The sequence below is a fragment of the Ensifer oleiphilus genome (genome assembly GCF_013371465.1).
Taxonomy (GTDB): Bacteria; Pseudomonadota; Alphaproteobacteria; order Rhizobiales; family Rhizobiaceae; genus Ensifer; species Ensifer oleiphilus.
On record NZ_JABWDU010000017.1, the window covers coordinates 1 to 26,506 of the forward strand.

A 26,506-nucleotide genomic window follows, 5' to 3' on the forward strand; every position below is an offset into this window, starting at 1 on the left:
GTCTCTTTGCCTCCAAGCTTCGGCACGCGCCCGACAAGTTCGCCCGTCGCCGGGTTGGTTACATCGATCGCATTGGCCGCGTCCGCCTCGATCCACTCGCCGCCGACAAGGGCTGCCTGGCGAAACAATGTTGGGTCTCTGAAATCTAAGAGCATTCGTCTTCCTTTGCTGCGCAAACTCAGCAGCCATCATCCTACAAGTGAGGCGCTCTGTTTCTTCAGAAGGACTGAAAGCAGTTTTTAGATATCTCTCCTCGCACCGTCGTGCCGAAAGCGGCATTGTTTTAGCGCATTCAATTACCAGGGAGGGGAACCCGCCAATGCCGACAACGCTGTTTCAACACAGGCCGACAGAGACATTTTGGTCGCGACTCTCTCGGTTGCTGATCCTCATCGGAACCGCAAACATCTACTACTGGTCTTGCTCACGGGCCTTGGATTGAAATTGGTCCAACTGGTGGACGCGAAGTCGCAATCAGCACTGTCGGTCCCCCAGCTTGCCACACGGAACAGATCAAACACATCCACACCGTGCACGTGCCCGATACAGCGGCGAAAGGCTACGTTATCTTCGCCGCCCACCCCGATGGCTGGGCGGCGCTTCTGAGGCCGGAAAGTCCGCCACAAGGCTCATCGCAACCCGCCGGCAGGCGCGCCGGGGACCCGCTCTTAGCGCCGAGGAATGGCTTCCTGTTGCTCAACAAGGATAAGCTCGCCTCACCCTGCACCTTGCATCACGCCACCGCTCCACCCCGGAAGAGATCACGCCGGTCAAAGGCTCTCTCTGGATGACGGCGCAGGACTGGGCACGTTCCTGGAAAGCCTGGATACGGGCGCGCTCATCGGCTTTCCGATCGGCGCCATGCCGGCCGGCGGCGCGGAAATTCCGACCTTCCTGTTCTACTTCGTCGAAAAGAAACTGTCGAAACATCCCGAAGAATTCGGCCACGGCGCCATAGAAGGCGTGGCGGGGCCCGAAGCCGCCAACAATGCGGCGGGCGCAGGCGTCTTCGTGCCGCTGCTCACACTCGGCATCCCGACCTCCGCGACGGCAGCGGTCATGCTGTCGGCCTTCCAGATGTTCCAGAATGGCATCCATCCGGTAGGGCTTCGCATGAAAAGAGACGCGATGTCCGTCGATTTCCGCTGCGGTATGGCCGCCCGAGGTAACGATCACGGCGACACCTGCTGTGTAGCTGTGAACCAATTTCGCCAGATCAAAGCCGTTCAACGCGCCGGGCATGTCCACATCAGTGATCAGCGCGTCGATCCGATGCCGACCCAGCACCGCGACAGCCTCCAGGACATTCGCTACCTCGAGCACTGCAAATCCTTCGTCTGCGAGGAAATCCGCCAATGTCATCCGGATCAACGGCTCATCGTCTACGACTAGGACGGTACGCTGAAACATTCTCGCCTCCGAGGTTCGTTGGCTATCAACGCGTTCCCTACGAATACGATCGCCCGTAAATTGAACTCTTTGCCAACAAACTTAATAAAATGCCCACGATCGTCGCTCGCCCATGCTATCGACGCCACGCCTTAGGCATCATACTTGCCTCCCGCGCTCACACGGAAGAAAGGGAGAGTCCCTGGAGCGGTCGTAAGAAGGAAAACGGGCCGGCGATAATTGTTGTCCGCTGCGGATGAAGGCAACTCAATCCGGTTTGGTCTCTGGGCCGTCCGGTTTGAGATTGACGTTGAGACGAAGGGTAAGGAACGTCATGACTGCGAGGACGATTGCTACGTCGTAAGCGCCGAGACCGACGGAAGTGCCGATCGCGCCCGTCGCCCAAAGGCTCGCTGCTGTAGCAGTTCCACGCACGCTTGCTTTGACAACAAGGATAGCTCCGCCTCCGATAAACCCCATGCCAGTGATCAGCCCTTCGACGATCCGGGCTGTGGCTTCCGGGTTTCCGGTGGTCAGGCTTTCGGTGGCCTGTATAAATCCGCAACTGGCTATGGCGACGAGTGGGAATGTGCGCAACCCCGCGCTTCTCTCGCCTTTTTCCCGATCCCATCCGATAGGAAGCGCCAGTAAATATGCCCCCACGAGCGCGCCAAGATGTGGAATGACATCGAATGTTACTCCTATTGCGGCAAGCTGATCGATCAAATTCCATCCTCCCTCGTTCTTGTCGACAGCACATAGCGGCGCAGAGAAACACATCAAGCGGATGGCGCGTGGCAACGTAGGATCAGATGACGAGAACTAATGATCGACAAAACTACCCCGACACCCCCGACGGTAGATACTTCGTCGTTCGTGGCCGCCTTTGGCGGAAAAGCGATCCAGCTCTCCCGGCAGACGAGCGCGACCGACTAGTCAGGGAGCTCATGTCCGCCAGACGGGCAGTTCGCGATGCCAAGGGCGATAGCATAGCGACGATCGTCGCAAGGAGCCGGGTCGGCAATGCCAAGATCGCCCTTGGGGAGAGAGGTCCCGTCTGGTGGGACGACGGTAAGCCGGACTTCAACAGGCATTTGGTGGAAAACACGCCGTATGCCTGTTGGTTCGCATCCTTGTAGCCAATGCGGCGCAGCCGTCTGATAACGTCATTTCGCAGAAAAGGACCGTTTTGCTGCGTTGAACTTGTCGGGCGAGAACCCATCTAAGTGCCATGCCGAAACAACAGAAGAATGATATCGAGCTCCTCAGGACTTGGACCCTGCCGCCAGCTGCTACACTTGGGTCATCCGTGCGGGCTCACGGCATCCTGTTAGAAATGCGTTCGCGGCTTCCCATATCTTCAAAGAAATCGCTCGTTCTGGAGGCGGGTGAACTCATGCTGTCGATGCCCGCGGATGACAAGACGCAGTTCGACGCCGCAGCGACCATCGTTTCCTCCGCAATGAAGGACATCGAAGACCTCCCGGTGATTCCCCGCGAGATACAGGACATCCTGACAATCAAGCCGGGCGAGAGGCATCGTTGGCTCGCCGACGGTCGTCTCCTCAGCGCTGGGACGCGGACGGTGCGGCTCGCAGGACGGGCAAGGCAGATCACCTTCCACGTCTTTGATCCGCGGGTGGTCGAAGACCTTCTTGACCGCGGGCTGGTTGATCAGTGGCGGGACGAAGATGTAGAGGCTGCAGCCGAAAACCGACGGAGGGCCGCTTACAAAGCGAAGTTGACGCGGTCGTTGAAGAACGCCCCGAAGTCAGCGACGAGCGCAAATCCGGCTTCCGACGAGGCCGACGTGAGTTTGGCGGATTGGGAAGAATTCGGACGGGAAGGCTTTCTGCGTTGATCCACCTTCGCGGAAACATCGGGTCTACGGCCTTTGGGGCTGAATTGGAACCCTAAAATTGGATCACCGAAGAACCAACAGCGGTCCGATCTGAATTACTGGCCGACTGGGACCGCGGCCCCGGGCACGGCTTCCTTCCCCCCGAAAACGGCTGGTAGCTGTTGTCCTCGACCCGATACGAACTGTACCGCTCCCTGCACCACCGCGCGTTCGCGTCAGGCTCGTTCGCGCTGCCGATGTATGCGACTTGGCGACCAGGAGCCATCGGCATCTCGATCGGGGTTGCGCATGTACGCCTCGGCCCTCCACCGTAAGGCTGGTAGCTATTGTCGTCAGGATCGTAAGATCGATACCGCGTGCTGCACCATTCCCGCGTCTTTGCGGCTTGCAGATCGGCGAGGATGTCTGGCTTAGCGTTCGGCCCGTTTGAAGCATGTACTCTGTCGGGAAATCCGCCGACCGTTATCTTCACGCGCTCCGTAAGATTGCCTTCGACCACCATGTTGTTCGTGACGCCTGTGGCAGGAAGCCGCTCGTATGCCTGTTGGCTTGGGTCTACCCGCCTCACCCCGGACGACCAGAGGGGTTCATCGTTAAGATCGATGAGCGAGCCAGGAACACTGGATTCGGCAAGTTCCGATGATAGCTGCATGCCGCCAGCGGCGATCGGTAGCATGCAGGAAGCTAGGAGAAGGCTGGTGAGTAGTTCGCGCATGGACACATTAACCTGATGATTTCGCCACCTAAAATGCCGACAAAATGGGTTTTGTTCCCCAGCAAATCCCTGATGGCGATCACCTCCTAAGAATTTTGGTTCCCTTGTCGATACGTCACTTCCGAAATTGCGCCGGCGGCGGAGTTAGCTGAAGCTTCACAGGGAACTGACGTGATTTGAGTTTGGATTTGACTTGGCGTGGGCAACTCAATCTGTTTTTAAAGCCCATAGCCGCACGCGCACAGCTGTTGTTCGTTTCGGGCAAGCGCCCGATCATGGCAGGCAAGCTTGTCTATTACAGCTACAAGGAATTCGCTGACCTGTTCGATCCGGGGTGATCTTGAGGGCGCCAGGCGGAGGCAACGCAGCAAAGTTGATGTGGGACACCTTCCGTCCCCCCACCGCAAGGCATGATGTTGTCGACGGAATCAAAACACCTAACTGCCGTACCAGTCCGCGAAGAGAAAAAGCTCAGCTAGCGCTGGCAGCCTTGGCCAACTCCGCCAGCCGCTCCTGGCAGATGGTTTCGACGAGGCGGTGCAGGTGCTCGGTCCGGTCGAGAAGCCACCCGAGTGCCTCCTCGCTGATCTCGAAGTGCTTTGCGTAGCGCGCCTTCACATAGGCCTCGTTCAGGGTATTGTACCAGGCAATAAAGCGGTGCTGGTCGCGCGGCCAAGCCTCGACGAGCCGCTGATCCTGACCTTCTGCAAGTCCGCGAAGGAATTTGAGGTTGTGCGACGGCGGGCTGTGGTTGGTGAGAGTGAGAAGAGCCGTCGAATACGCATGCTCATTGGCCTGATGTAGGCTAAATGCAGCAAGACGGCACCATTCGGGGGCATCATAGACCTGACCAACTTGCCATCGACCAGTCACAAGCATCAACTGGGCTTCTGTAAATCGACTCCGGAAATGCTCCTTTGCCACTCTGAGCGCGTCAGCTGGAGAAAGCCGTTTCGGTTGCGCCAGCGGCTGGTCGTCAAGCTCATAAAGCACGATACCTTCGCGCAGGATGTCGACGAAGAAATACTGCCCCTCGGTGAGGAACGTGTTGACCTCACGCCGTCCATGGACGATCAGCCCGACCGGCGTCGACACGCCCTTGTCCCACATCAACCGATCGGTCGCCTTGTCCCAATATTCCGGCTCGGCAAGTTTGCGGGTGTTAACGATGACAAGGATATCATAGTCGGAACGGTATCCTTTCATCGTGTGCGGTTCGTCCACCCATGTTCCACGGGCATACGAACCGAACAGAATGATCTTCAGGATCCGACCGCGCTTCTTGAAGGGGGCCGTCCCGCCCTCGAGCGCATCGGCAAACTCCTCGTGGACGATCTCCACGAGGCGGGCAAGCTCGCGCTGCTTTCTCTCCGGCAGGTGATCCAGGCTCGTTTTCATATGCAACCGATAAGATAAAGGCAACTCGTCGTCTACCACAGGGAACAAGAAAGGTGGCGCGTCTGCGATCCGCGCCGTTTAATCCGGCCGACCGCGTGACTGTGGAGCGTGCCACTTGTCCCAACGATGATGAGCGTACCAGGCGGCGACAGCAACGCTGTCAGAGTCCGTTCGCGCGCGGCTTGACCGGTTAAAAGCCTCGTCTCAGAGGATTAGCATCGCGACGGCCATAGGCCGGGATCCGGGAAGCCTAGGCCCGGCAATCCGCTCCGTTTCGCCATGAGGCTCATGTCTGTGTCCGTCCCACCGCAGTCGCGGTGTCTCCGCCCGCGGCCCAGCTGCGGGCAGCATTTTTTTCGGGATGCCGAACTTGGTCGCCTCCCTCATTTGGGGGATGGCACCGACGGCGACGGAAGAATAGAGACTGGCACACGGTGGCAGCCGTGGGGATATTCGGTGCAACGATACGAGGCGGCGCGCTCGAATATCCCTCGCCACTCTGCCGCTTAAACGGCCCCACGGTATTCCACGTCTTCATTTGAGCTTTTGCAGGAACCATGAGGCGATGTGGGCGGCGTCATCCTCACGCGGCTCGATCGCAAGGCCGAGATCGGCAGCAAGGAACACGCTTCCGAGTTCGGCGACCAGCTCTTCCCTGGCATAGCCTTCATCGCCCCACTTCTCGCGGCCGAGATTGCGATCAAGCCTCGTGCTGTTCATCGTCCAGTGAATGCATTCGTGTCCGAGCGTCGTTGCGTTCGCCTCGGTCGACACAAACGCCGGGATGATAAAGCGCCTTGTTGCCGGCGTGGCGGAAGTCGGCGCCAAGATTGGCGAAGAACCGGTCCGCTGCCCCGATCCGCTCGTCGCCATTCTCGGGCAACTGGCGAGCGAATGGAGTTGCAACGACTCAGGTCACAAGTCGGGAGCGGCCTTCTACCGGATGGACATTATTTCTAAAACCGACAACTGATTGGCGCGGTTCAGGAGCGCTTTCGCATTTGCTTATCAGGCGATACTGTATTTCCATTGGCGGAGGGGAAAGCGTGGAACGTCGCCTTACCACAATAATGGCTGCCGATTTGGTCGGCTATTCTCGTCTTATGGCGGCGGACGAGGAAGGCACCATTTCGCGGCTGCGCGATGCGCGAACCTATGTGATTGACCCGGCGATTGTGGAAGGTGGTGGCCGCATCGTCAAAACAATGGGCGACGGGCTTCTAGTCGATTTTCCATCGCCAGTGTTGGCCGTAAGAACGGCGCTTCTAATGCAGCGTACCTTGATCTCGCGCGAGTCTCCTCAAGGGGACGACCGACGTCTGCGTTTCCGGATCGGTCTTCATCTGGGAGACGTGGTGATCGATGGGGACGACATCCTCGGCGACTGCGTCAACATCACTGCGCGTTTGGAAACCATCGCACCCGAAGGAGGCATCTGCATATCTCGTGCAATCTACGATCATGTGCGAGGCAAGATAGAGGCTGGGATGACGTGGCTCGGGCCGCAGTCCGTTAAGAATATCCCCGAACCGATTGACGTGTGGCAGGTCGAGGTGGACGGCACGGCGCCGAGCCCGGTTCGGCTCTCTGGGCAGGAACGGGCTTCGATCGCGGTTCTCCCATTTCAGAATTTTTCTGCCACGCCCGATCAGGACTTCTTCGTCGACGGACTGGTCGAAGACGTCATCACGGAACTAGGTCGCTTTCGATGGTTGTTCGTGATCGCTCGCAACTCGACTTTCGCCTACAAGGGAACAGCCAAGGACGTACGCAAGATCGCCCGAGAACTTGGTGTGCGCTATGTCGTGGAAGGATCGGTACGGCGGTCAGGTGATCGGTTGAGGATCACGGTACAGCTAATCGACGCGCTGTCCGGAGCACACATCTGGGCCGAGCGGTGGGATCGTCCGATCGCCGATTTTTTTGATGTGCAGGATGAGATAACGCGCCGAATTATCGCCGGCATCGAACCAGAACTGGGAGCGCACGAACGGGGCCTCGCCCTCGCCAAATCGACCGACAACCTTACTGCTTGGGAACTTTGTCACCGCGGCCTTGCTGAATTGCTTTCCTTCGAAGCAGGCTCTCAAGCCACTGCCGAGAAATTCCTTCGACAAGCGCTCGAACACGATCCGAATTTCGCACTTCCCTACGCCTATTTAGCTCGCCACCGATACGCACTCGTCCTTTGGGGACGTGCCGCTGACGTACCTGCCGCTGTCAAGGAAGGATTATCGTTCGCCACGAAGGCATTGGAAATCGACAGGCGGAGCGATATCGCATACGCGATGATGTCGCTCCTTCTTACGGTTGCCGGGCGAGCGGCTGAGGCCATGCCTGTCGCTGAACAGGGCCTTGCATTAAATCGCAACTACGCGTTTCTTCACTTCGCACATGGAATGGCAGCCGTGCGGCTCAGGGACGCCGATACGACGATTAGAGCTGCAAAAAATGCCATCGATCTCAGTCCTCACGATCCGTCTACGTTTGCGTTCAAGACACTACTCGGTATTGGCTTGATGCTGAGAGGCGAGCCCGATGACCTCTCAACGGCCCGGATGCATCTCCGGGAAGGCGCGACCTTCGAACGCACAACCTACTATCCATTCATTGGGGCAGCGTTGCTCGCCCTCAAGTCGGGCAAGACCGATGAAGTAAAGATGTGGATCTCTGATGCTTTGAAGAAGTTTCCAAACCTGAATGCGGAATACGTCCGAGAGGCGGCCCACCCATTCTATGAAGGCAGGCCTTACTGCGACTACCTCGACAGGCTGATCGAGCATGGGCTTCCCCCGGGAGAGAAGCGTCGTATCGAAGATTAATCGCGTCGCACTACCAGCACAAAAGCACCGACGAAATCATCAGGCGGATGCCGGACGAGCATCGCTATCCCCGACCAACCGCTGAAGCCGCCGGTCCTTCCTCATGCTTCGCCTCAGCCTCCATCTCGGTCCCCGCCAGAAGAACCCTAGGCGATTTTTTGATTTCAGGAGCGAGCGAGATGGGCCAAGAAGTTCTGATCCCCTCCAACGGCTTAAAGAATGCGAACGCTTCATTCTTTGGGGAGCCGTTCCGCCTGGCTCTCACCAACCTCCAGGACCTGTACGAGGCTCTCGACCGGCTTTCTGGGCTTGAGCGTTGAGCGAAACGATCGCTAACGTTCCGCTCGATACATTATGCGATCCTACGAGCATAGAGCGCGAACACGCACCAGAAACGCGCATGCGCTGACGCATGCGCGTGATCAAAATGGTTCCAAGCTGCAGTTAGAAGTTCAGCGCGTCATCGGAAATTGCATGCACCAGCACGCCGCGGATGCCCAGGATTTCTGCAGCGTTGAGTAGGCGTAAACCTGCGTCGCGAACCAAAGCTCTACCGATTCCACGTCCCTGATGGGCTCCATCAATGTGTTTCGGCATGCAAATTTGACCCCCTTGGCGGGGTAATCGGCGTCCAATTTTGACCCCCCTCAGATTTCATCTGACCATCCGGCTTTTGGCGGCGGATGGAGCGGGAGTTGAAGCGAGTGGATACGATTGCGCGTGTTCGACGTGCCTTCCATGTGCAAGGCTGGTCGGTGAAGAAGATCGTCCGGGAACTCCACGTGTCGCGTAACACGGTTCGCAAGATTCTGCGTTCCGACGAGACCGATTTTACCTATGGACGAGAGCGGCAACCGCTGCCAAGAATCGGAGCGTGGAAGGCCGAGATCGAGCGGTTTCTGACAACCAATGAGGGCAAGCCGTCGCGAGAACGGCTGACGCTGATCCGGATTTACGAGGAGGTCCGGGCGCTCGGTTACGATGGCAGTTATGACGCGATCCGGCGATACGCCAAGACCTGGGCGAAGAACCGGGGAGCGGTGACGGCGGAAGCCTACGTACCCCTCTATTACGCGCCGGGTGAGGCCTACCAGTTCGACTGGAGCCACGAGATCATTCTGATCAACGGTGTGACGACGACCGTCAAGGTCGCCCATGTCCGGCTCTGCCACAGCCGGATGATGTTCGTCCGGGCCTATATGCGCGAGAGCCAGGAGATGGTCTTCGATGCGCATGACAAGGCTTTTGCCTTCTTCCGTGGCACCTGCACGCGCGGCATCTACGATAACATGAAGACCGCGGTCGAGGCCGTGTTCGTCGGCAAGGAGCGGCAATACAATCGCCGCTTCCTGCAGATGTGCAGCCATTATCTCGTTCATCCCGTTGCCTGCACGCCCGCATCCGGTTGGGAGAAGGGACAGGTCGAGAACCAGGTTGGTCTCGTGCGCGAACGCTTCTTCACCCCACGCCTGCGGGTCAAAAGCCTGGAAGAGCTGAACGTCTGGCTACTCGATAAGTGCATCGCCTATGCCAAGGCGCACCGCCATCCCGAGCAGACCGAGCGGATGATCTGGCAAATGTTCGAGGAGGAGCGCGGCAGCCTCGTGCATTACGTCGGGCCGTTCGACGGTTTCCACTGCGTCCCGGCCTCGGTGTCGAAGACCTGCACGGTCCGCTTCGACAACAACAAATACTCTGTCCTCTCTACGGCTGTCGGCCGCCCTGTCGAGGTTCATGCCTATGCCGAGAAGATCGTCGTCAGACAGGATGGCGTGAACGTCGGTGAGCATCCTCGTTGCTTTGGCCGTGGCGAGACGATCTACGATCCCTGGCATTATGTCCCTGTTCTGGCTCGTAAACCTGGTGCTTTGCGCAACGGTTCGCCGTTCCGGGAATGGGTCTTGCCCGCAGCGATGGAGAAAGTGCGCCGGCGGCTGAAGAGTGTCCATGACGGTGATCGGCAAATGATCACCATTCTAGGATGCGTCCCCCCCGACGGTCTCGCGGCCGTCGAGGCTGCATGCCAAGAGGCTTTGGATCACGGCGTCTGTTCGGCATCGGTGATCCTCAACATTCTGGCCCGCAGCCGTGATCCGGCTCCGGCCGCAACCCTGCAAACCCCGGATGCGCTACGGCTAACCCATGAGCCGGTTGCCGACTGCGCCCGCTATGACAGGCTCAGGAGGGCAAGCTGATGGAACGCACGCAGGTTCTCGAACTGATGAGCACGCTGAAGCTCTATGGAATGCGCAGCGCTTACGACGAAGTCATGGGCAACGGCATCAAACGGCAGCACGAGCCACCCCGCATCGTCGGCGATCTCCTGCAGTCGGAGATCGCCGAGAAGCAGGCACGCTCCATTCGCTACCAGCTCAGCATCGCCAAGCTGCCGCTTGCCAAGGACATCGACGACTTCGACTTCGCCGATACACCAGTCAATGAATCCCTGGTGCGGGAACTGTCGACCGGCACCTTCGTCGCCGATCAGCGCAATGTCGTTCTCGTCGGCGGCACGGGAACCGGGAAGAGCCATCTGGCCATCGCGATTGCCCGTGCGCTGATCCGCAACGGAACACGCGGGCGCTTCTTCAACGTCGTCGATCTGGTCAATCGGTTGGAAACGGAAACGCGCAGCGGCAAGCAAGGGCGGACGGCCGACTATCTCAACCGCCTCGACTTCATCATCCTCGACGAACTCGGCTATCTGCCATTTGCCCAGGCAGGCGGTCAGCTCCTGTTCCATCTGATCAGTAGGCTCTACGAGCGCACCTCGATCATCGTCACCACGAACCTGGCGTTCGGAGAATGGCCCACAGTGTTCGGCGATGCCAAGATGACGACGGCGCTTCTCGACCGTCTCACCCACCATTGCGAGATCGTCGAAACCGGAAACGAGTCCTGGCGCTTCAAAAACCGCTCTCAAAGCTGAAGCCGAAGACGACCATCACCCGCACTCGGCCTACCCTCTGCAACCCCGGCCAGCGCCGGGCAGGCCAAGCGCTGATCTACAGCATATGGGGGGTCAAATTTGCACGCCGATATGGGGTCAGTTTTGGACGCCGATTGACACCATCAATGGCGAGGCGACCAAGCACATCAACTGGAATTGGATCCGGCATATTGCGCCGAAAACGGCCAGGTGCTTCCGGCTGCTTCACCGCGCCGGAAGCGAGTGCGTAATAGGCGATGATGCGGTTTTCTACACACACGACGAACGTTCGCGATGCACCCCCTATCTGATTGGTACGCGTGCGACGGCGCAGCCAGTCGTCCAGTTCGGGCACGCCGGATTTGAAGTCGGCCAGTTCGTGATGGTCGGCCAATGGTGTCGGCGCACTGAGAGTCACGCCTCGTCCCACGGCGCCTTGGTCGACATGGTACGCTTCAGACGCTCGTTGGGTTGCGCGGGCGCATCGAGCCGAGCAAGGTACTCGGCATAGACTTCTGGGCCGACCGTGAATACAGAACGGTCAATCAGCACCTCTTCGGCGCGGCGCTCGGAAGCCTCAACCATGAAATCCGTGCGCGTCTTGCCAAGCAACTCGGCGGCGCGGTCGATCAAGTTGCGTGTCGCGGGCTTGATACGCAATTTAACGGCACGCTTGCGTCCGGACCTTTACGTGTGTGAGAAGTGGGCATGGAAAACTCCTATCTGCTCCAATAAATAACGACATCATCTCTACAACGCCCGTAAAGATGATGTCGTTACGAATTCACCTCGTGCTGAGCCGCGTTGATCTTTCCTTCAAGACCCTTGCGATCTCATGGCCGATGCCGGGCAGATGCTCGAAAGCTGACGGGTCGCAAGCACGGCAGGCGGCACATCGCCTCGGGCGAGACGATGAAGCCCCTACCCAGTCTTAGGTTTGTACGGTCGATGAGGCCGCATGTAGTTGGCTAAGCCGCATTCGCTTCACGCGTCCGAGCCCGTACCGCAGTATGTCAGCATTCCGGATTCGCAATACTCCGACGGCCAATCCAGGCGTAGATTTCTTCACCAAACGGTGCTATTTGTAACACCAAATCAGGAAACGAACTATGCGATCGACTATCAACCTCGACGACACCCTCATGGAAAGGGCTAAGTTGCTGACCGGCACGAAAGAAACCGCCGCTCTGGTCCGCCAGGCATTGGAGACGCTTGTTCGTGTGGAGTCAGGAAAACGCCTCATCGCGCTCGGTGGAACTATGCCGGATGCGGAAGCAGCTCCACGCCGCCGGAGCGCAGCTGCTAAGTGATCCTTGCCGACACTTCAATTTGGATTGATCATTTCCGGCACACCGATGCGGAGCTGCGTAGGATTATTGAGGACGATCGTCTCGTCTGCCATCCGGCCGTGATCGGAGAGCTTGCACTTGGCAGTCTTCGGGATCGCACCAGCGTGATACAATTCCTGATGGCTCAGCGCGAAGCGCACGTCGCAACGCACGACGAGGTCATGATGATGATTGATCACCACGCGATTTTTAGCATGGGAATTGGCTACACGGATGCCCAGTTGCTGACCTCGGCCCTCCTCGATCAGCGCATGGCTTTGTGGACGAGAGACAAGCGCTTGCGGGCAGCGGCCGAAAGGGCGGGGGCGTCGCTGCACACGCCGACCAACACGCGCAACTGAACACTGAATAGCAGGCCATGGCCGTTGCGCCTGCTGTTCAACCGGTCGAGCCAACAGGACGCAAAATTCCGGTCGATACATTATGCGACCTTCAGCGCCAGACGGGTACATCCACTCCCACGAAGTCCGGACCTCAAAACGTCCCCAACCGTCAGCAACACATTCGGAGAAGCCATACGCCGTGTTTTGCCTTCGCTCCCGTCCCTCACGATTTTTGAGGCCGCGGCGCGCCATTCGAGCTTTACACGTGCCGCTGAGGAACTGAACCTTACACAAAGCGCAGTCAGCAAGCAGATACAGTCACTTGAATTGTTCCTGCGGCTACGCTTGTTCGAGCGTATTCGCCAGCGCATCGTTCTGACAGAGGCGGGTCAACTTTATCTAGCCCTGGTTCGTGAGGCGCTCGAAATCCTGGAATCGGCAACCATGGAGGCGCTTGCCCACCAGGGTGCGGCGGCATGCTGAACATAGCGACGCTGCCGACGTTCGGTTCACGATGGCTGGCCGCCACGAAATTGAAGCGGTCTTATCGTTTGAAGGTTCGCCGTTTGCCACTCTACTCTGCCACCTGACGACACGGACAATCTGACGCCGAATGTGACGAGGCTCTGGGTGAATGACTGCGCCCGGGCACTCACGTCGACTTGATCGGGGCCTTTACACCCTCCATGCGCGAGAGCGACGACCATTGCGTTGCAATGTCTGACGTCTATACAGACACAGGCGAAGCCATGCACGAAGCGGGCGATCTAATCCAACCAAAGAATACCGGAGCCATCGGCGAAGATCACGTGAAGGCAACGCTTTCCGATCTGGTGACTGGCCGCGCCCTTGGCCGCGAGAGCGATGCTTCCTTCACGCTCTTCAAAGCTGTCGGAACGGCGTTGGCCGACCTCTCGGCGGCCACCCTCGCCTACGAGGCTGCTAAGCGCATTTAGAACCCTTTTCCGGGAAAACGTAATACACCTGTGGCCCGCGAAGTGAGCGGGCCACAAGAAGCACGGCACTAGAACATCGGGGAGCGTCCGGCGAGCGGATTTATGTGGAGCACCCATCATGATACGTGCAGCTCCTAACCCATGAGTCGATCCAGCAACATCTTCTGCGATCTTTGCACCCAACGCTGATGAACGTCGTCTCGTGGCAGTCCCTCAGACGCAAACGACCCCGGACTTCACAGAAATGACGTGAGCGCTTCGGAGTAGCTGGCGGATTCGAGAACGTCGAAATACTCGTTGTCTGTGATGCCGCCAAAATACCCCGTCCCCCCGATCAGTTGCATGGGAGCAACCAAGACGCTTAAGAGCTTATTCTTGTGCAGCCTCTTTGCAAACGATGCTCGACGCCGGGCATGATTTGACGTTTCGCCGCACCGTAGGATCGAAGCTTGTCGGTGATCATCACGCGTGGCGAACGGCTTTGCCTTTCACAAGCTTTCGCATTAAACGCCTGCGGCCTTGGCATCGCGGCGGCTTTGAACCAGCACGCCAAGAACAAAGCCGTCTTGATCAACGGCGCGCCAAAGCCAGTGTTTCTTTCCACCGATGGCGATGACAACTTCATCGAGGGGCCACTTATCGCCGAGCCTGGCGGCTGATCGCTCCCGGATATCATTGGCAAAGCATCTGCCGAATTTCTCCGCCCAGAGCCTCACGGTTTGGTGAGAGACGATGACACCACGGGCGGCCAGCATATACTCGACCATGCGCAGACTGGGGGAAATCGGAAATAGAGCCACACCGTTTGGGCAATCACCTCTGCGGGAAATCGATGACGTCCATAAAGCGGATCACGCGCGAGTCTGGTCATGCCGTCAGATGCCACATTTTCACCAATGCCCGCTCAACGTTACGATGCCCACGTCAAGTAGTGGCCAGATTTCTTGGATATCTTACCACCTGACGCAGCCAGAGCTGCAGCTTGGCAATCTCGAAAGATTGCACAGCATTTTCTGATCAGCGACGGCAATCATCGAGCTTACGATCAGGTTCATGGCGGATGCACGCGGTTTGGCTGAGACCATCGCTGCAGGCGGCACCGAACTGGTCGTCTGCGGGTGCGCTTATGTCTTGCTGCTTGCGTGGCCTGACTGATGCTGCGCGGCTCCAACGTTCTTTGAACGGTACGAGCGCCAATTGGACGTTTCGCCGACGAGTTCGTATAAAACTCGAGGCGAGCAACTTGTCTCGCCTCCATCCATCGTCAGCTTACCAAAAGTTCAATGGCGATCAAGTTCGCGATTTTAGTCTTCCCGATCGGAGGATTTCCCGGATAGAATGCGATTCCTTCCCCTTCGGTAAGTTTTCATGGTTTCTGAAAGATTCTTCCTGTACGGTAAGCTCAACATAGGGAGAGCGTATCATGATCCGTTCAGCCGCGGAGTTCGGCGCACGTGTTCGAGAACACAGGAAAAAGCAGGGCTGGACGCAGACCCAGCTTGCGGAACGCTGCGGGACCGGTGAACGCTTCATCGTCGACTTGGAGAACGGCAAGCCCAGCTGCCAACTCGAGAAATCCCTCATCGCGGCCCGAACGGTCGGTATCGATCTCGGCGACCTGAAAACCGCCGCGCCACCTCCTGCCACGGAAGCCGATGACGATCTCGGCTACTTGCCCCGTTTCTCCTGATCAGGCGTCGCCGTGACCACGATCTTCTACGAGACCTCGCCCGTTGCCAATCTCATCGACCGCGATGGGATTTCGCTCGCCTATGAGCCAATCTGGGAGCATCGCGCCTCGGCCTTCCCGATCTCACTCACCATGCCTTTGCGGTTCGGCATCTACGGTGCTGAGCAGGTCATGCCCTGGCTTGCCAATCTTCTTCCGGATCAAGTGGGACACTGTCGCCGAGGCTTCGGACTTGCGGGAATACACATTCGTGTGTATTATCCTGGAAATGAAGAGCGGTGATATCATTGCGGCCCTGCGAAAGGATGGCTGGTACGAAGTTGCCACCAAGGGCAGCCATGTTCAATTCAAGCATCCCGAGAAACCTGGCCGCGTCACTGTTCCACATCCGAAAAGGGAGATCCCGATCGGAACGTTGAGGAGCATCGAGAAACAAGCCGGACTCAAGCTGAGGTAATGAACATGCGGAATTATATCGGATTGATCCATAAGGATGCCGACAGTGATTACGGCGTGTCCTTTCCCGACTTTCCTGGCCTGATCACCGCCGGAATCGACCTCGACGATGCGCGCGCTATGGCCGAAGAAGCCTTGGCCTTACACATTGAAGGTCTAGCCGAAGATGGCGAAGCAATTCCCGAACCTTCCACACTGGAAGCGGTAATGGCAGACGCGGAGAACCAGGACGGTGTTGCAATTCTCGTTGGCGTCAAGGCTGAAGCCAAAAGAGTGGTTCGCGTAAATATTACCCTCCCGGAAGACGTCCTAAAGGCGATCGATGCATTCGCCGAAGCGCACGGACTGACCCGCTCGGGCTTCCTGGTTCGGGCCGCCAAGCATGAGATCGGCCACGCAAACGACGATCACAACGATGTTTATGCAGAGGCGCGGCTAGGAGCTTGAACGGAACTCTGTCAATGCCCTCCCTCACCCTTTACAAAACGCTGATGATGTTGATCGCACGGCCCTCGATTTGAGACGCTCTATTTCGCCTTTAACCGCTGCCCTGGATCGAGAGATCCGGTTGATCCAGTTTTCTTCGCCAAGAGGGACCTGTCAACGAGAAGCTAATGCTGCTGCCGACAAAATCATAATAGCTGGTGCCAAGCAACTCCAGCGCATAGGCCACTTTCCCGCTGTCGTAGGTAGTGAAGCTATGGCGGTCGAACCCAATCGCATAGCCTTTTCCATCTAAGCCGACACGGATGCCGGAGATTTCTACGGCATGCGTCGCGCATCAATGCTCACCCGCCATCCGTGATGGACCTCGGCGATGGCGAGGTGGCCGGTTGCCTTGACGCAGTCATACGCTTTGGGTTTTAGCGGGCCGATGCACTATGCGGGTGTCCGCAATTAGCGGGCCAATTCGGGTGCGGCTCCCGAGGGAGGGGGGTGCCGCTCGCTCACCTGCGTCATCGGTCAGACTCCGTGAGCACCCAGCGGATGCCTCAGTGTGCGGCGCGAAACTGTTCGGCGTTCTCCTGAGCCCAGAGGGCGAAGGTACGCGCGGGAAACCCCGTGATAGTTTCGACGGCAGGCAGCACGACGCCAGCCTCGTCGGGCGGGTTGGCCGCTAGCTGGATGCCGAACTCCACATAATCTTCGTCGTAGCCGTAGCCTCGCAACCTTCCGCGTTCGCCGTCTTCGGTGAGCTTCACAAAGGTGATGTCCTGGCCGGTGGCGTTTGCGAGTATCCGGGTTCGGTCCTCCGGGGTCAGCGCTTCCGGCCCGGTCAGCAGGTAACTCCGTCCACCGTGCCCGTCTTCGGTTAACGCGCAGATGCCGACGCTAGCGATGTCAGCCTCGTGAACGACCGCACTGCGGAAGGCGGCAAGCATCGACACAGTGCCGCTGGCGCGAATCTCGCTCGCCCATTCCAGGGCGTTGCCCATGAACTCCCTGGGTTGCAGGATTGTCCAGGCGAGGCTGCTGGACTTGAGCGCGCTTTCGATACTCGTCGGGGACCAGCCGCCCAACACGGTCGCGCGCCGGACGCCGCTGCGTTCGGCGAGGGCCACGATTTCGGCACCATTTGTGAGGTCGCCGTGACCGCCGCCTCCGAAGGTGATCAGGTGGACGGCGTCAACGCCGCGGAAAGCACCTCCGAGCGTGCCAATGTCACTCAGGTCGCCTGCGACCGCTTCGACTCCGGGGGGCAACCCAGCATTTGCCGGGTTGCGAGTGAGTGCACGGACTTCGTGGCCCGCTTCATGGAGCTGGTTGACGAGGTGTCGTCCTACGTTGCCGGTTGCTCCGGTGACGAGAATGCGCATGTTCGGTGTCCTATCGGTGGTGTCTGACTGGTGCGATGTATAGGGTTCTACGAGCTAGATGACGCCCGTGGGTCCTTGAGTGCAGCCATTGCGTCGACGAGGGTTGAGTGGATGTATTCCAACTCGGGGCTTGTGAACGACTCCCAGCTGTTATCCGCGTCTGCTGCCGCATCCAGCTGCCCCCAGTCTTGCGTTTCGGCCGCGGGATTATGACGGTAGACCCACCACAGGTTGCCTTGAGGATCTTGGAAACGCGAGAAGACGTCCCCGAAGAACTCTGTCGGCCGCGTAACGATGCGGGCACCCAGTTGCTCCGCCCGTGCGAGCGTCGCCAAGACGTCGTCGACATAGACACGTGTAAATGCAGGCGTGAAGGGCCAGTCGGGTTTGCGGTCTGCAATCGTGATCATCGAGTCGCCGATGAGCAACTCGGAGTGCAGGATCAGTCCGTCGGCATCCACGGTTAGCGCCTCAGGCACATTGACGGCGCCAAAAACGTCGGTGACGAACGCGATCAGCGCACTCGCGTCGTCAGTCATGATGAACGGATTGACGGTGTTCGAACCGGCAGGTCGAGCGGGCAAGATGGTCATTCTTATTCCTTTCGGTGGAATCGTGTTGGGGATTGTGCGGAGGGCACGGAGCTCGAGAAGGTGGCCCAGGACCGAGCATCCGAAGACGACATTCGTGGCGGCCACGTTCCCGGCGAAGAGGTCGCATTCGCCGTCTACAACGCGGGTGAGCGGGTTAAACTGCTCCGCCTTGATGAGGTGATGGCGGCTGTGACAATTTGCGATCACCAGCAATTCTCCACGCTGAAACGAGCAGACATTAGATAGACGCTGACTGCTGACATGACCCTGTCAGCAGTCCCATGTGAAATTTGTTAGGGGGTCTGAAATGAGAAGAACGAGCCGCCTTTTTGAACTTGTCCAGGCCTTGCGAGGGGCCCAGCGTCCGCGCACTGCGTCGCGGCTTGCGGAGCAACTCGAAGTCTGCAAGCGGACGATATACCGCGATGTTGTATCGCTTCAGGCGATGGGCGTGCCGATTAGGGGCGAAGCGGGGGTCGGCTACATGATCGAGCCGGGATTCGACTTGCCGCCGCTCATGTTTACCATCGACGAGGTTGAAGCTCTGATCGTTGCTCTGTGCCTCCTGCAGCGGACGGGTGACGTGGGCTTGAACGTCGCAGCTGCAACGATTTTGGAGAAGATTAAGGATGTTATCCCAAAGGCTGTTTGTGGTCCGCTCGTTACCGACAGCCTTTACGCGACACCGCACGGTCCATCACCGGTCAAGGGTGTGGATGTGAGCACCGTCCGGCAGGCCATTCGCGAGGAACGAAAGCTGTTCCTCAACTATTCGGACGCCGCAGGTGAGGTGACCTCCAGACTGATTATGCCCATAGCGCTAGCCTACGACGTCGAAGCCCATATGATCGTTGCGTGGTGCGAGTTGAGGAGCGCGTTCCGTCGTTTCCGGACGGATCGAGTTCAGTCTTGTTCACTCGCCAATGAACGATTTCAGGGTAAGGGCGACGCTTTACGTCGCCTTTGGCAGACGCACATAGGCATTCGCAACGGCGATTGGACGACAGTGGGGATGCATTGATGGCATCAAGCTGAGATCATCGCAGCCGCATCATCGATCGGCTGGCCGCGGACCTTCGGCGCGATTTGTTGCGCGGGAAATCTGCCGCGCTTCTCCGATGCTTGCCGAACTCCAAAAGCTCGAACTTGCGCCCAAAACCGCAGATCGATTTCGAGGCGCCTTCACAAGATGAACAGAGCTGCACACGCCCTGGTCGTCGAACCCGCGGACGCGCTGCCGCGAGCGGGGTTGCAACTGCCCCGCTGATCTGCAGGCCATTTGGCCGCCAACTCTTTTCAATGGTAAAGGCCCGCGGCTGGTCGCCGCGGTCTGCTTCAGCGGTTCCAGCCGAGACATTATACGATATTTTTGGCCCGAAAGGTGAACGTTTTGGCAACAAGCCGTCGACAGGCCAGTGCACAGGACCTCCTTTCCCAACAAGATCGACGCGTGACGGACTGACCCGTGGATCACGGAGGAGGAGTGAGCGGCAGCAAACGTGCTGACCTTTTCGGCAACGTCAGCTGGAACTTAGATATCGGTCAAGTGGCCGCCCGACCAGAAGCGGAGACTAGCGATCAGCAGCCGCGACGATCGACACGTCGAAAGTCGCGTCTCCGGGCAACGAACTCACCCCGATAGCAGCCCGGCTTGATACCCCTTTCCCAGCATGTTCTTCCATGAACCTCGACGCAAGATCAGCAATCCGGCTGTGACGAGTGTAGCCCACTGGCGCGTTGAAAAATAGAGCGCTAAGTCCTGACTGTCAGGATCAGACAGACGGAACGACGAGTTCGCGCTGAGCGCTCAGTCCATGTGACTTTGCGATCAGATCGGCCGCCCGTTCACCGATGACAACACAGGGCGCCATCGTGTTGCCGGTCGTGATCCGCGGCATAATCGAGGCGTCCGCAATGCGAAGACCCTCGATGCCATAGACCTTGAGCTCATTGTCGACGACCGACATGTTGTCGCGTCCCATCTTGGCGGTGGAGGTTTGATGCCAGTAAGTGACGGCCGAGCGTCGGATAAAATCAATCATTCCTGCTTTGTCGCGCGCACCTGGAGCTGTTTCGCCTGTCACCAGAGGTTTGAAGCCATCGCCGTTACCGATTTCGCGGCACAACTCGACCGCGGCCAACGCGGCAGCCATGTCCTGCGGCTCGCTGAGTGAGTTCGGTTCGATCAAGATGGAATCGTCTGCGTTGGGACCAGAAAGCCGCAACCGTCCGCGACTTTTCGGCTGCGCAAGACCATTGAACATCGTCCAACCGTACTCCGGCGTTGCGAGACCTGTTTCGGCCGGAGAAGGCACCGCGAACTCCAACTGACATTGAAGGATGTCCGGGCTGGACAGACGCGCGTCACTCTTCCAGTAGATGTTTGCCTCGCAGCCGCTACCGCCAACGGCTTCCGGTTTGCGGTAGGCCCAGGTACAGCCGAAGGCGAGGTGATCCTGATGATTGCGACCGACGCCTGGCAGGCGCTGTACGACGGGAATGCCATGCGGCTGCAGCTCGTCCTCCGGGCCGATACCGGACTGCATAAGGACCTTCGGCGTATGGACCGCACCGAGTGAGAGCACCGTTTCGCAGTGCGCCATAAACCGGCGCCGCTGACCGTCAATCATAGCCTCCACGCCTCTCACCCGCGTGCCATCGAGAATGAGACGCGTGACCAGCGCATCGGCCATCACGGTCAGGTTCGGGCGTGGCAGCAGCGGGCGGACGTAGGAATCGAATACCGACTCCCGCTTGCCATCCCGGATGCGCAGTTCAGCAATCGACGCGCCCCCCGGGGCTTCCATCATCTCGCCGTTGGTTGAATCGAAGAGCGGAACGCCCATGGCTGACGCAGCGCTCAACAAGGCTTGCGCTATCGGCTGGGGAGACAAAGGCTGCGCCACATAGACGGGCCCGCCTGTTCCGCGTCGAAGTACGTCCGGAGCGCCCTGCCAATCTTCGATCCGGCGATAGTAGCCGAGGACGGACTCATACCCCCAGGCGTCATCGCCGGCCTCGGCGGCGAAGTAGTCCCAATCCGCCTTGTGACCTCTTGCCCACACCATGACGTTGATGCTCGAACCGCCGCCAAGTCCCTTGCCCATGCTGAGAGGAAGCCGCCGGCCATCCAGACCAGGCGTCGCTTGTCCGACGAATCCCCAGTCGCGGCTCGATCCAAGATTGAGCGGCCATTGCGCAGGGTTCGATACCATTTGGGATTGATCATCGCCACCTGCCTCCAGCAGGAGAACGCTGGCGTTGCCATCCTCTGCCAGTCGTGCTGCGGCAACCGAGCCGCTGGACCCGGCGCCACACACGATAAAGTCGAAAACAGCGCCGACCATGTCGTAAGGGAAAGACATATTTTTAGGTACATTTTTGTCATGGGCATTCAGGTTCACGTGAGGTCCTCCGTGAATTGATTGAGATGAATTTGCTGAAGTCTGGGACGCGAGAGGCGAGAAAAAGCCCATGTATTTGGGTCAGGGATCCGGCGCGCCGCCGATCTCACTTCTGCCGTGCCGAACCATTTAAGATAATTTTATCAGCGCTATCGGGAGGGCGCTCGACCGTCCCGATAGCGCGAAGTCGATCATTGCTTTTTGGCCGACGCTGTCTTGGCCGCCTGATCAATGGTGTCGGCGATGACCGCCGGCTGCGTCATGAAGAGGGCGTGGCTTGCCGACACCTTGGTGATCTTGGCATTGATGCGCTCAGCCATATGGATCAGCATAGCCTGGTCGAAGGCCTTATCCTCGGTGGCGATAACGGCCCAGCTGGGCTTGATGCGCCAGGCTGCATTTTCGAGCTTGGTGCCGAACGCCGACATGTTGATCGGAACCTGCGAAGCGCTCATGAACGCGGCTTCGGCATCGCTTACGTCATGCGCAAAACCGGCCTTGAATTTTTCCGGGCTGACATAGCCGAAACCATCCTTCGTGGTCTCGATGACAAACTCGGTCGCAGGCGCAAATCCTTCGTACTGCTGAGCCGTTGTCTCGCCGGCATCAGGGGAGAGAGCGGAGACATAGACGAGGCCCGCAACCTTCGGATCGATGCCCGCTTCCGTGATGACAGTTCCGCCCCAGGAATGTCCGACGAGAATGACCGGACCGTCCTGCCGCTCAAGCGCACGCTTGGTGGCGGCGACATCGTCTGCAAGCGACGTCAGCGGGTTCTGCACGATGGTGACGCGATATCCGCGTTTAGTCAGATTGTCGTAAACGCCCCTCCAACCGGAACCGTCGGCAAAGGCGCCGTGAACCAGAACGACATTTTTCACGGTTTGATCTTTCGGAATCGTATCGGCAGCATTCGCCGCCGGCAGAGCAACCAATAGTGAAGCTGCAGCAGCGATTGCGGAAATGGTTGTGATGGACTTGCGTGTCATGGCGCTCTCCCTTTGCAATGTTCGATAACTGTTATCGCGATAACTATAAGTTTTCATATCTTCAGATCTACGTCAACAAGATTCTTATCGCGATATTGGTTTTCGTGATAAGTTCAATTATATTGATGTCTACAGGAGTTCAGAATGACCCAACGCCATAACGATCCCCCGCCCCTGCGCGACCAGCTGTGCTATGCGATTTACACTGCCGGCATCGCTATCCAGCGCGCATACAAGCCCCTGCTTGACGAGCTGGGGCTGACCTATCCACAATATCTCGTCCTGAATGTTCTCTGGGCACAGGACGAGCAAACGGTGGTGTCCATCGCCGACCAGCTTGCTCTCGAATCCAGCACGCTCACACCGCTTTTGAAGCGTCTTGAAGCAGCAGGACACTTAAGTCGGACGCGCAACCTGAACAACGAAAGGCAGGTTCTGGTGGCGCTGACAGATCAGGGTCGTGCGTTGCAGCACCGGGCAGGCTGCCTCAGCGATACCTTGCTGGCAGCCTCGACGCAGACACCACCGGAACTCGCTGCCTTGAACCAAGACATACGGCATCTTCGGGACGCGATCTACTCGCAGATCGGCGGGTGGGACGCACCCGCCTGACCTGCAATGAGTGAATTGGCCTGAGCGATCAAGCGGTCGGGACGGTCCCGCCGTCGATGACATGCTCGGTTCCCGTAATCGATCCTGCTCGATCCGATGCAAGGAATGCGATCAGATCGGCGACCTCGTCCGGTTTGGCCGGTCGCCCAAGCGGTATGCCGCCGAGCGAATTCATGATCACCTGGACTGCGGCGTCGTACTCGATGCCGGCTTCCGCGGCAATGCGCAGCGCGAGACCGTTAGCCCCCGGATCGGCGATCCAACCTGGAGAGACCCGCACCACTCGGACACCCTTCGGAGAAACCTCCTTAGAGATGCTCTTGCTGTAAGTGTTGAGCGCCCCCTTAGCCGAAGCATAGCCGGTCGTCGCCTCGGGTAGCGGAAGGTTTCTCTGGATCGACGTAACGTGGATGACGACACCGCTTCCCTGAGCGATCATCCCGGGGATGAGAGCTCGATCCAGTCTGACTGCAGGGAAGAAGTTGAGGTTGAACTCTTTCTCCCATTCATCATCGGTGAGCGCGGCGAAGCCGCCTGACGGGGCCGAAGAGCCGCCCAGCATGTTTACAAGGATATCGAGGCCGCCGAGCTCTCTCTGCACCGCGTCGACGACGGTCTTAACCCCCGCCGTGGTGGTCAGGTCGGCTTCGACGAATGCCGCTCCGGAGAAGTCGGCAGGCTTCTTACGAGCGGTGGTCATTACGCTGGCGCCGAGCTCCTTGAACAGCGCCACGGTTGCAGCGCCGCCCCCCGAAGTGCCGCCAGTGATGAGGGCGCGACGGCCCTGCAAGGTGAGGAACGGTGTCATACGGTGATCTCCAGTTCGGCGACCTTGTCGTTCGCGAGGGCGAACAAGAAGCGCAGATCAATGGGGCTGCCCGGGAAGTCGCCGACGGCATGGGCCGTTACCTGGGTTTTCCCGTTTGCGGTGGCGATGAGGAAGGGTTCCACCGTGTAGCTGTATTTCTGAGCTTCATCAGCCATCCATGCGCGGATGGCATCACGGCCTCGGTGCGTGAGGCCTTTATCTTTAACGATGCCGTTCTCGGTGAATGTGGCAGCGATCGCATCCGGGCTGCGTGTCCGGTCGGCCTCGAAATACGCGTCGATGGCCTTGGGTAGATTGATTGTCATTGGTTCCTCCAATCCTGGTCCAGCCTCTGCCAGCTGAGGGCGCGGCCCCCTCAAGAGGTCGATGACGGTAATCTAAGACGACTTGGTTGACACCATAACTAGGATAAAAGAGGATGAGGAATTGCGAAAAGAGGGATAATGACGCGCTCTGTACTTATCGATCTGGACGCCGTCCTCAGCATCGCGCGCCTCGGCTCGTTTCGGGCTGCCGCGCTCGAGCTCGGCATGTCCACCACAGCATTAAGCAATGCCGTTGCAAAGCTTGAGCAGCGTCTCGGCGTTCGCCTGTTCAACCGTACAACGCGTAGCGTCTCGCTCACCGACGCGGGAAAAACCTTTGCCGAGCGGGTTGGACCGGCAATGATGGACATCCACGATGCTATGCTCACCGTCCAATCTCTTCAGAAAACTCCGGCAGGCACATTGCGCATCAATGCCTTCGCGACGGCGGCCCGAGAGGTGATGGAACCGCTCATATTGTCGTTCATGCAGCGCTACCCTCAGGTACATATCGATCTGGTCACGGAGGGACGGATCGTTGACATCGTTGCGGCGGGCTTCGACCTGGGCTTGAGGCCGGCCGATCTGGTGCCGACCGACATGATCGCTGTGCCACTCGGTACCAAGCGAAGTAATGCCGTTGTCGCATCACCAGACTTCCTGCGCATTCATGGCATGCCAACCGTACCAGCCGACCTGTACCGGTTTCGCTGTATTCGTGCCCGCCTGCCCAACAACGCCTTGTTTCGGTGGAAATTTGAAAAGGATGGGAACGCTGTTCAGATCGATGTGCAAGGCTCGATCACCCTCGACGAGTCAAGCTTGGTCAGGATAGCGGCTCAGAATGGGGTTGGGCTCGGATACGTCATGGAAGCGGATGTGCGTGATGACATTGCGGCGGGGAGACTGGTGCGCGTTCTCGAGGACTGGACACCCTCATTGGCCCCGCTAGCGCTGTACTACCCTGGCAGGAAGAACCCGCCGGCTGCCTTCAGTGCGTTCATTCAGGCTGCCCGCGATTTTGCAAATGGGGGATAGCCTCGGTATATTGTGGCACCGTGCGCGAGATCACATACTTAGGACCGGCGTGCATTGCGGCCATTACTAGCGCCTTGAAAGCATTCGAACTGAAGCGGACTGAGTTCGGAGGTAGTATGGCGGCTGAGACGATCGTCAGCCTTGCCATGGATCGACAACTACAACACCGGTGCCTTCGAAATCCCTGACATTGCGAGTCACGATTACCATGTCGTGGACCAAAGCAGTCGCGGCAATCAAGGCGTCTGCTTCGTTGCGCCTGTCGGGAACATGCAAGTGCGCACAACGAGTCGCAACCGTATCATCGACCGTCAGAATGCGACCTGCGAACTCGGGTCGAACCTGGCCGTCGAGCCAAGAGCGCAGCCGCGCGCCTTGCGCGGCATCCCGGCGCTGCACGCTTAGCACTCCTCGCTCCAATTCAAGAACTGTGATGGCCGAGATGAAGAAGCGAGCCGCATCTTCTGCACCAATCCACGCTACGACATTGGCATCAGCTTTGCCGTCGCCGACCTTGCGTAGTTCCGAGATAACGTTGGTATCCAGCAAGTACTTCAAGAAAAGTCCACTTCGCGAGGTCTGATCTCAACTCGGCGCAGCTCGAGATCGATTGCCGAGAGACCCGGCATAGCGAGAGCCTCGATAAGGCTACGGTGCTTGCCGCTCAAGCGCTCGAATTCATCATAGGTCATGAGGACATGCGAAGGCTTGCCGCGGTCTGTGATGATAACCGGGCCGCTTTTTGCCGCCTTCTTGGCGCTGCTGACGTCATGATTCAGTTCTCGGCTGGAAAGGGTCGTGATGCTCATGAGGCGCACCTCCATGTAGGTAATTACCTACATATAACATTGAAGGACGGAATTGCAAGTCGAGTAAACGCCTGAGCGCTAAGCGCTAACTGAAACGGAAGCGTCCGTCCCAGTCGATACATTATGCGATCTGCTTGGCCCAGACGGTACATTCTATTCTCAAGTGCGACATGCCAATGATTTCAATGGCTTCACCTTGGAGATTTTGGCATGTTCCGACGC

Annotated in this window: 28 protein-coding genes and 9 pseudogenes; 19 read left to right on the plus strand and 18 right to left on the minus strand. The window is 58.4% G+C overall.

The features are described 5' to 3' along the window. A pseudogene (locus HT585_RS32000) lies at positions 1 to 155 on the minus strand (succinate-semialdehyde dehydrogenase (NADP(+))); the annotation flags it as partial. 566 nt (positions 156 to 721) lie between these two features. Between HT585_RS32000 and HT585_RS31080 the strand changes: the two are divergent. Further along, positions 722 to 1,101, plus strand: a pseudogene (locus tag HT585_RS31080) (tripartite tricarboxylate transporter permease); the annotation flags it as partial. A gap of 96 nt (positions 1,102 to 1,197) precedes the next feature. Here HT585_RS31080 and HT585_RS31085 read toward each other — a convergent pair. Next, positions 1,198 to 1,410, minus strand: a pseudogene (locus HT585_RS31085) (response regulator); the annotation flags it as partial. Between the two features lie 246 nt (positions 1,411 to 1,656). Beyond that, positions 1,657 to 2,115, minus strand: a complete 459-nt coding sequence (locus HT585_RS31090; RefSeq protein WP_234903027.1) for an MgtC/SapB family protein — start codon at positions 2,113 to 2,115, stop codon at positions 1,657 to 1,659. Between the two features lie 505 nt (positions 2,116 to 2,620). On the opposite strand from HT585_RS31090, the gene HT585_RS31095 reads away from it, so the two are divergent. After that, positions 2,621 to 3,250 (plus strand): hypothetical protein, encoded by a 630-nt coding sequence (locus tag HT585_RS31095; RefSeq protein ID WP_176356635.1) that lies wholly within the window; start codon positions 2,621 to 2,623, stop codon positions 3,248 to 3,250. 52 nt (positions 3,251 to 3,302) lie between these two features. Here the strand turns inward: HT585_RS31095 and HT585_RS32345 are convergent, their stop codons facing one another. Beyond that, the gene (locus HT585_RS32345) at positions 3,303 to 3,965 is read right to left on the minus strand and encodes a BA14K family protein (RefSeq protein ID WP_176356636.1); all 663 of its coding nucleotides are present in this window, start codon (positions 3,963 to 3,965) and stop codon (positions 3,303 to 3,305) included. Between the two features lie 176 nt (positions 3,966 to 4,141). Here HT585_RS32345 and HT585_RS31105 point away from each other — a divergent pair, with 176 nt between their 5' ends. Further along, the gene (locus tag HT585_RS31105) at positions 4,142 to 4,303 is read left to right on the plus strand and encodes a hypothetical protein (protein ID WP_176356637.1); all 162 of its coding nucleotides are present in this window, start codon (positions 4,142 to 4,144) and stop codon (positions 4,301 to 4,303) included. Positions 4,304 to 4,436: 133 nt separating this feature from the next. Here the strand turns inward: HT585_RS31105 and HT585_RS31110 are convergent, their stop codons facing one another. Both HT585_RS31110 and HT585_RS32010 read right to left on the minus strand, forming a co-directional pair. After that, the gene (locus HT585_RS31110; RefSeq protein WP_176356657.1) at positions 4,437 to 5,363 is read right to left on the minus strand and encodes a nucleotidyltransferase and HEPN domain-containing protein; all 927 of its coding nucleotides are present in this window, start codon (positions 5,361 to 5,363) and stop codon (positions 4,437 to 4,439) included. A 534-nt stretch (positions 5,364 to 5,897) separates the two neighbouring features. Further along, on the minus strand, positions 5,898 to 6,083 hold the full coding sequence (locus HT585_RS32010; RefSeq protein ID WP_246708026.1) for a zincin-like metallopeptidase domain-containing protein: 186 nt from the start codon (positions 6,081 to 6,083) through the stop codon (positions 5,898 to 5,900). A 64-nt stretch (positions 6,084 to 6,147) separates the two neighbouring features. Between HT585_RS32010 and HT585_RS31630 the strand changes: the two genes are divergently transcribed. From HT585_RS31630 to HT585_RS32015, 3 genes and pseudogenes are all read left to right on the plus strand, one after another. Beyond that, complete coding sequence (locus HT585_RS31630) at positions 6,148 to 6,336, plus strand: hypothetical protein (protein ID WP_210270645.1); 189 nt, start codon at positions 6,148 to 6,150, stop codon at positions 6,334 to 6,336. A gap of 73 nt (positions 6,337 to 6,409) precedes the next feature. Further along, positions 6,410 to 8,185 (plus strand): adenylate/guanylate cyclase domain-containing protein, encoded by a 1,776-nt coding sequence (locus tag HT585_RS31120; protein WP_176356638.1) that lies wholly within the window; start codon positions 6,410 to 6,412, stop codon positions 8,183 to 8,185. A gap of 20 nt (positions 8,186 to 8,205) precedes the next feature. Further along, a pseudogene (locus HT585_RS32015) lies at positions 8,206 to 8,481 on the plus strand (hypothetical protein); the annotation flags it as partial. 151 nt (positions 8,482 to 8,632) lie between these two features. On the opposite strand, the pseudogene HT585_RS32020 reads toward HT585_RS32015, so the two are convergent. Then, positions 8,633 to 8,770 (minus strand): annotated as a pseudogene (locus HT585_RS32020) (GNAT family N-acetyltransferase); the annotation flags it as partial. A 110-nt stretch (positions 8,771 to 8,880) separates the two neighbouring features. On the opposite strand from HT585_RS32020, the pseudogene istA reads away from it, so the two are divergent. Together istA and istB are read left to right on the plus strand one after the other, a co-directional pair. Then, a pseudogene (gene istA / locus HT585_RS31125) lies at positions 8,881 to 10,374 on the plus strand (IS21 family transposase); the annotation flags it as partial. 5 nt (positions 10,375 to 10,379) lie between these two features. After that, positions 10,380 to 11,114, plus strand: coding sequence for an IS21-like element helper ATPase IstB (gene istB / locus HT585_RS31130; RefSeq protein ID WP_176356640.1), 735 nt, complete (start codon positions 10,380 to 10,382; stop codon positions 11,112 to 11,114). Between the two features lie 142 nt (positions 11,115 to 11,256). Here istB and HT585_RS31135 read toward each other — a convergent pair. Both HT585_RS31135 and HT585_RS31140 read right to left on the minus strand, forming a co-directional pair. After that, positions 11,257 to 11,532 (minus strand): annotated as a pseudogene (locus tag HT585_RS31135) (GNAT family N-acetyltransferase); the annotation flags it as partial. Further along, positions 11,529 to 11,824, minus strand: a pseudogene (locus HT585_RS31140) (type II toxin-antitoxin system TacA family antitoxin). The pseudogenes HT585_RS31140 and HT585_RS31135, both read right to left, overlap by 4 nt. Before the next feature lie 399 nt (positions 11,825 to 12,223). On the opposite strand from HT585_RS31140, the gene HT585_RS31145 reads away from it, so the two are divergent. From HT585_RS31145 to HT585_RS31160, 4 genes are all read left to right on the plus strand, one after another. Beyond that, positions 12,224 to 12,424 (plus strand): type II toxin-antitoxin system VapB family antitoxin, encoded by a 201-nt coding sequence (locus HT585_RS31145; RefSeq protein ID WP_176356641.1) that lies wholly within the window; start codon positions 12,224 to 12,226, stop codon positions 12,422 to 12,424. Further along, positions 12,421 to 12,804, plus strand: coding sequence for a PIN domain-containing protein (locus HT585_RS31150; RefSeq protein ID WP_176356642.1), 384 nt, complete (start codon positions 12,421 to 12,423; stop codon positions 12,802 to 12,804). Before HT585_RS31145 ends, HT585_RS31150 begins: the two co-directional genes overlap by 4 nt. Positions 12,805 to 12,828: 24 nt before the next feature. Continuing rightward, positions 12,829 to 13,269, plus strand: a complete 441-nt coding sequence (locus HT585_RS31155; protein WP_210270641.1) for a LysR family transcriptional regulator — start codon at positions 12,829 to 12,831, stop codon at positions 13,267 to 13,269. 155 nt (positions 13,270 to 13,424) lie between these two features. Further along, positions 13,425 to 13,742, plus strand: coding sequence for a hypothetical protein (locus HT585_RS31160; protein ID WP_281410716.1), 318 nt, complete (start codon positions 13,425 to 13,427; stop codon positions 13,740 to 13,742). A gap of 382 nt (positions 13,743 to 14,124) precedes the next feature. Here the strand turns inward: HT585_RS31160 and HT585_RS31165 are convergent. Further along, positions 14,125 to 14,613 (minus strand): annotated as a pseudogene (locus HT585_RS31165) (IS6 family transposase); the annotation flags it as partial. A gap of 552 nt (positions 14,614 to 15,165) precedes the next feature. Between HT585_RS31165 and HT585_RS31170 the strand changes: the two are divergent. From HT585_RS31170 to HT585_RS31185, 4 genes are read left to right on the plus strand one after another with little or no spacing between them, the layout of a single operon-like run. Further along, on the plus strand, positions 15,166 to 15,432 hold the full coding sequence (locus HT585_RS31170; protein ID WP_176356644.1) for a helix-turn-helix domain-containing protein: 267 nt from the start codon (positions 15,166 to 15,168) through the stop codon (positions 15,430 to 15,432). A gap of 12 nt (positions 15,433 to 15,444) precedes the next feature. Then, positions 15,445 to 15,714 carry a HipA N-terminal domain-containing protein gene (locus HT585_RS32025; RefSeq protein ID WP_343214121.1) on the plus strand — a complete coding sequence of 90 codons (270 nt, stop codon included), beginning with the start codon at positions 15,445 to 15,447 and terminating at the stop codon, positions 15,712 to 15,714. Further along, positions 15,701 to 15,889 carry a type II toxin-antitoxin system HicA family toxin gene (locus HT585_RS31180; RefSeq protein WP_176356658.1) on the plus strand — a complete coding sequence of 63 codons (189 nt, stop codon included), beginning with the start codon at positions 15,701 to 15,703 and terminating at the stop codon, positions 15,887 to 15,889. Before HT585_RS32025 ends, HT585_RS31180 begins: the two co-directional genes overlap by 14 nt. Positions 15,890 to 15,894: 5 nt before the next feature. Continuing rightward, on the plus strand, positions 15,895 to 16,335 hold the full coding sequence (locus HT585_RS31185) for a type II toxin-antitoxin system HicB family antitoxin (RefSeq protein ID WP_176356645.1): 441 nt from the start codon (positions 15,895 to 15,897) through the stop codon (positions 16,333 to 16,335). Positions 16,336 to 16,880: 545 nt separating this feature from the next. Here HT585_RS31185 and HT585_RS31190 read toward each other — a convergent pair. Then, a complete protein-coding gene (locus HT585_RS31190) occupies positions 16,881 to 17,705 on the minus strand; it encodes an SDR family oxidoreductase (protein ID WP_176356646.1) in 825 nt (274 codons plus the stop codon). Positions 17,706 to 17,752: 47 nt separating this feature from the next. Beyond that, complete coding sequence (locus HT585_RS31195; RefSeq protein WP_343214122.1) at positions 17,753 to 18,505, minus strand: VOC family protein; 753 nt, start codon at positions 18,503 to 18,505, stop codon at positions 17,753 to 17,755. 100 nt (positions 18,506 to 18,605) lie between these two features. Between HT585_RS31195 and HT585_RS31200 the strand changes: the two genes are divergently transcribed. Then, positions 18,606 to 19,319 (plus strand): helix-turn-helix transcriptional regulator, encoded by a 714-nt coding sequence (locus HT585_RS31200; protein ID WP_176356647.1) that lies wholly within the window; start codon positions 18,606 to 18,608, stop codon positions 19,317 to 19,319. Positions 19,320 to 20,070: 751 nt separating this feature from the next. Here HT585_RS31200 and HT585_RS31205 read toward each other — a convergent pair. Together HT585_RS31205 and HT585_RS31210 are read right to left on the minus strand one after the other, a co-directional pair. Continuing rightward, the gene (locus HT585_RS31205; protein WP_176356648.1) at positions 20,071 to 21,702 is read right to left on the minus strand and encodes a GMC family oxidoreductase N-terminal domain-containing protein; all 1,632 of its coding nucleotides are present in this window, start codon (positions 21,700 to 21,702) and stop codon (positions 20,071 to 20,073) included. Between the two features lie 191 nt (positions 21,703 to 21,893). Further along, positions 21,894 to 22,691 carry an alpha/beta fold hydrolase gene (locus HT585_RS31210; RefSeq protein WP_176356649.1) on the minus strand — a complete coding sequence of 266 codons (798 nt, stop codon included), beginning with the start codon at positions 22,689 to 22,691 and terminating at the stop codon, positions 21,894 to 21,896. Between the two features lie 144 nt (positions 22,692 to 22,835). Between HT585_RS31210 and HT585_RS31215 the strand changes: the two genes are divergently transcribed. Then, positions 22,836 to 23,303, plus strand: coding sequence for a MarR family winged helix-turn-helix transcriptional regulator (locus tag HT585_RS31215; RefSeq protein ID WP_176356650.1), 468 nt, complete (start codon positions 22,836 to 22,838; stop codon positions 23,301 to 23,303). A gap of 28 nt (positions 23,304 to 23,331) precedes the next feature. On the opposite strand, the gene HT585_RS31220 is transcribed toward HT585_RS31215, so the two are convergent. Together HT585_RS31220 and HT585_RS31225 are read right to left on the minus strand one after the other, a co-directional pair. Beyond that, on the minus strand, positions 23,332 to 24,111 hold the full coding sequence (locus HT585_RS31220) for an SDR family oxidoreductase (RefSeq protein ID WP_176356651.1): 780 nt from the start codon (positions 24,109 to 24,111) through the stop codon (positions 23,332 to 23,334). After that, on the minus strand, positions 24,108 to 24,437 hold the full coding sequence (locus HT585_RS31225) for a nuclear transport factor 2 family protein (protein ID WP_176356652.1): 330 nt from the start codon (positions 24,435 to 24,437) through the stop codon (positions 24,108 to 24,110). The genes HT585_RS31220 and HT585_RS31225 overlap by 4 nt, the downstream gene beginning before the upstream one ends. Before the next feature lie 138 nt (positions 24,438 to 24,575). Between HT585_RS31225 and HT585_RS31230 the strand changes: the two genes are divergently transcribed. Further along, positions 24,576 to 25,475 (plus strand): LysR family transcriptional regulator, encoded by a 900-nt coding sequence (locus tag HT585_RS31230; protein ID WP_176356653.1) that lies wholly within the window; start codon positions 24,576 to 24,578, stop codon positions 25,473 to 25,475. 135 nt (positions 25,476 to 25,610) lie between these two features. Here the strand turns inward: HT585_RS31230 and HT585_RS31235 are convergent, their stop codons facing one another. Both HT585_RS31235 and HT585_RS31240 read right to left on the minus strand, forming a co-directional pair. Continuing rightward, positions 25,611 to 26,033: a type II toxin-antitoxin system VapC family toxin gene (locus HT585_RS31235; protein ID WP_176356654.1), complete on the minus strand. Its 423-nt coding sequence runs from the start codon at positions 26,031 to 26,033 to the stop codon at positions 25,611 to 25,613. Further along, positions 26,030 to 26,284, minus strand: coding sequence for a type II toxin-antitoxin system Phd/YefM family antitoxin (locus HT585_RS31240; protein WP_176356655.1), 255 nt, complete (start codon positions 26,282 to 26,284; stop codon positions 26,030 to 26,032). Before HT585_RS31240 ends, HT585_RS31235 begins: the two co-directional genes overlap by 4 nt. Positions 26,285 to 26,506: the final 222 nt, after the last annotated feature.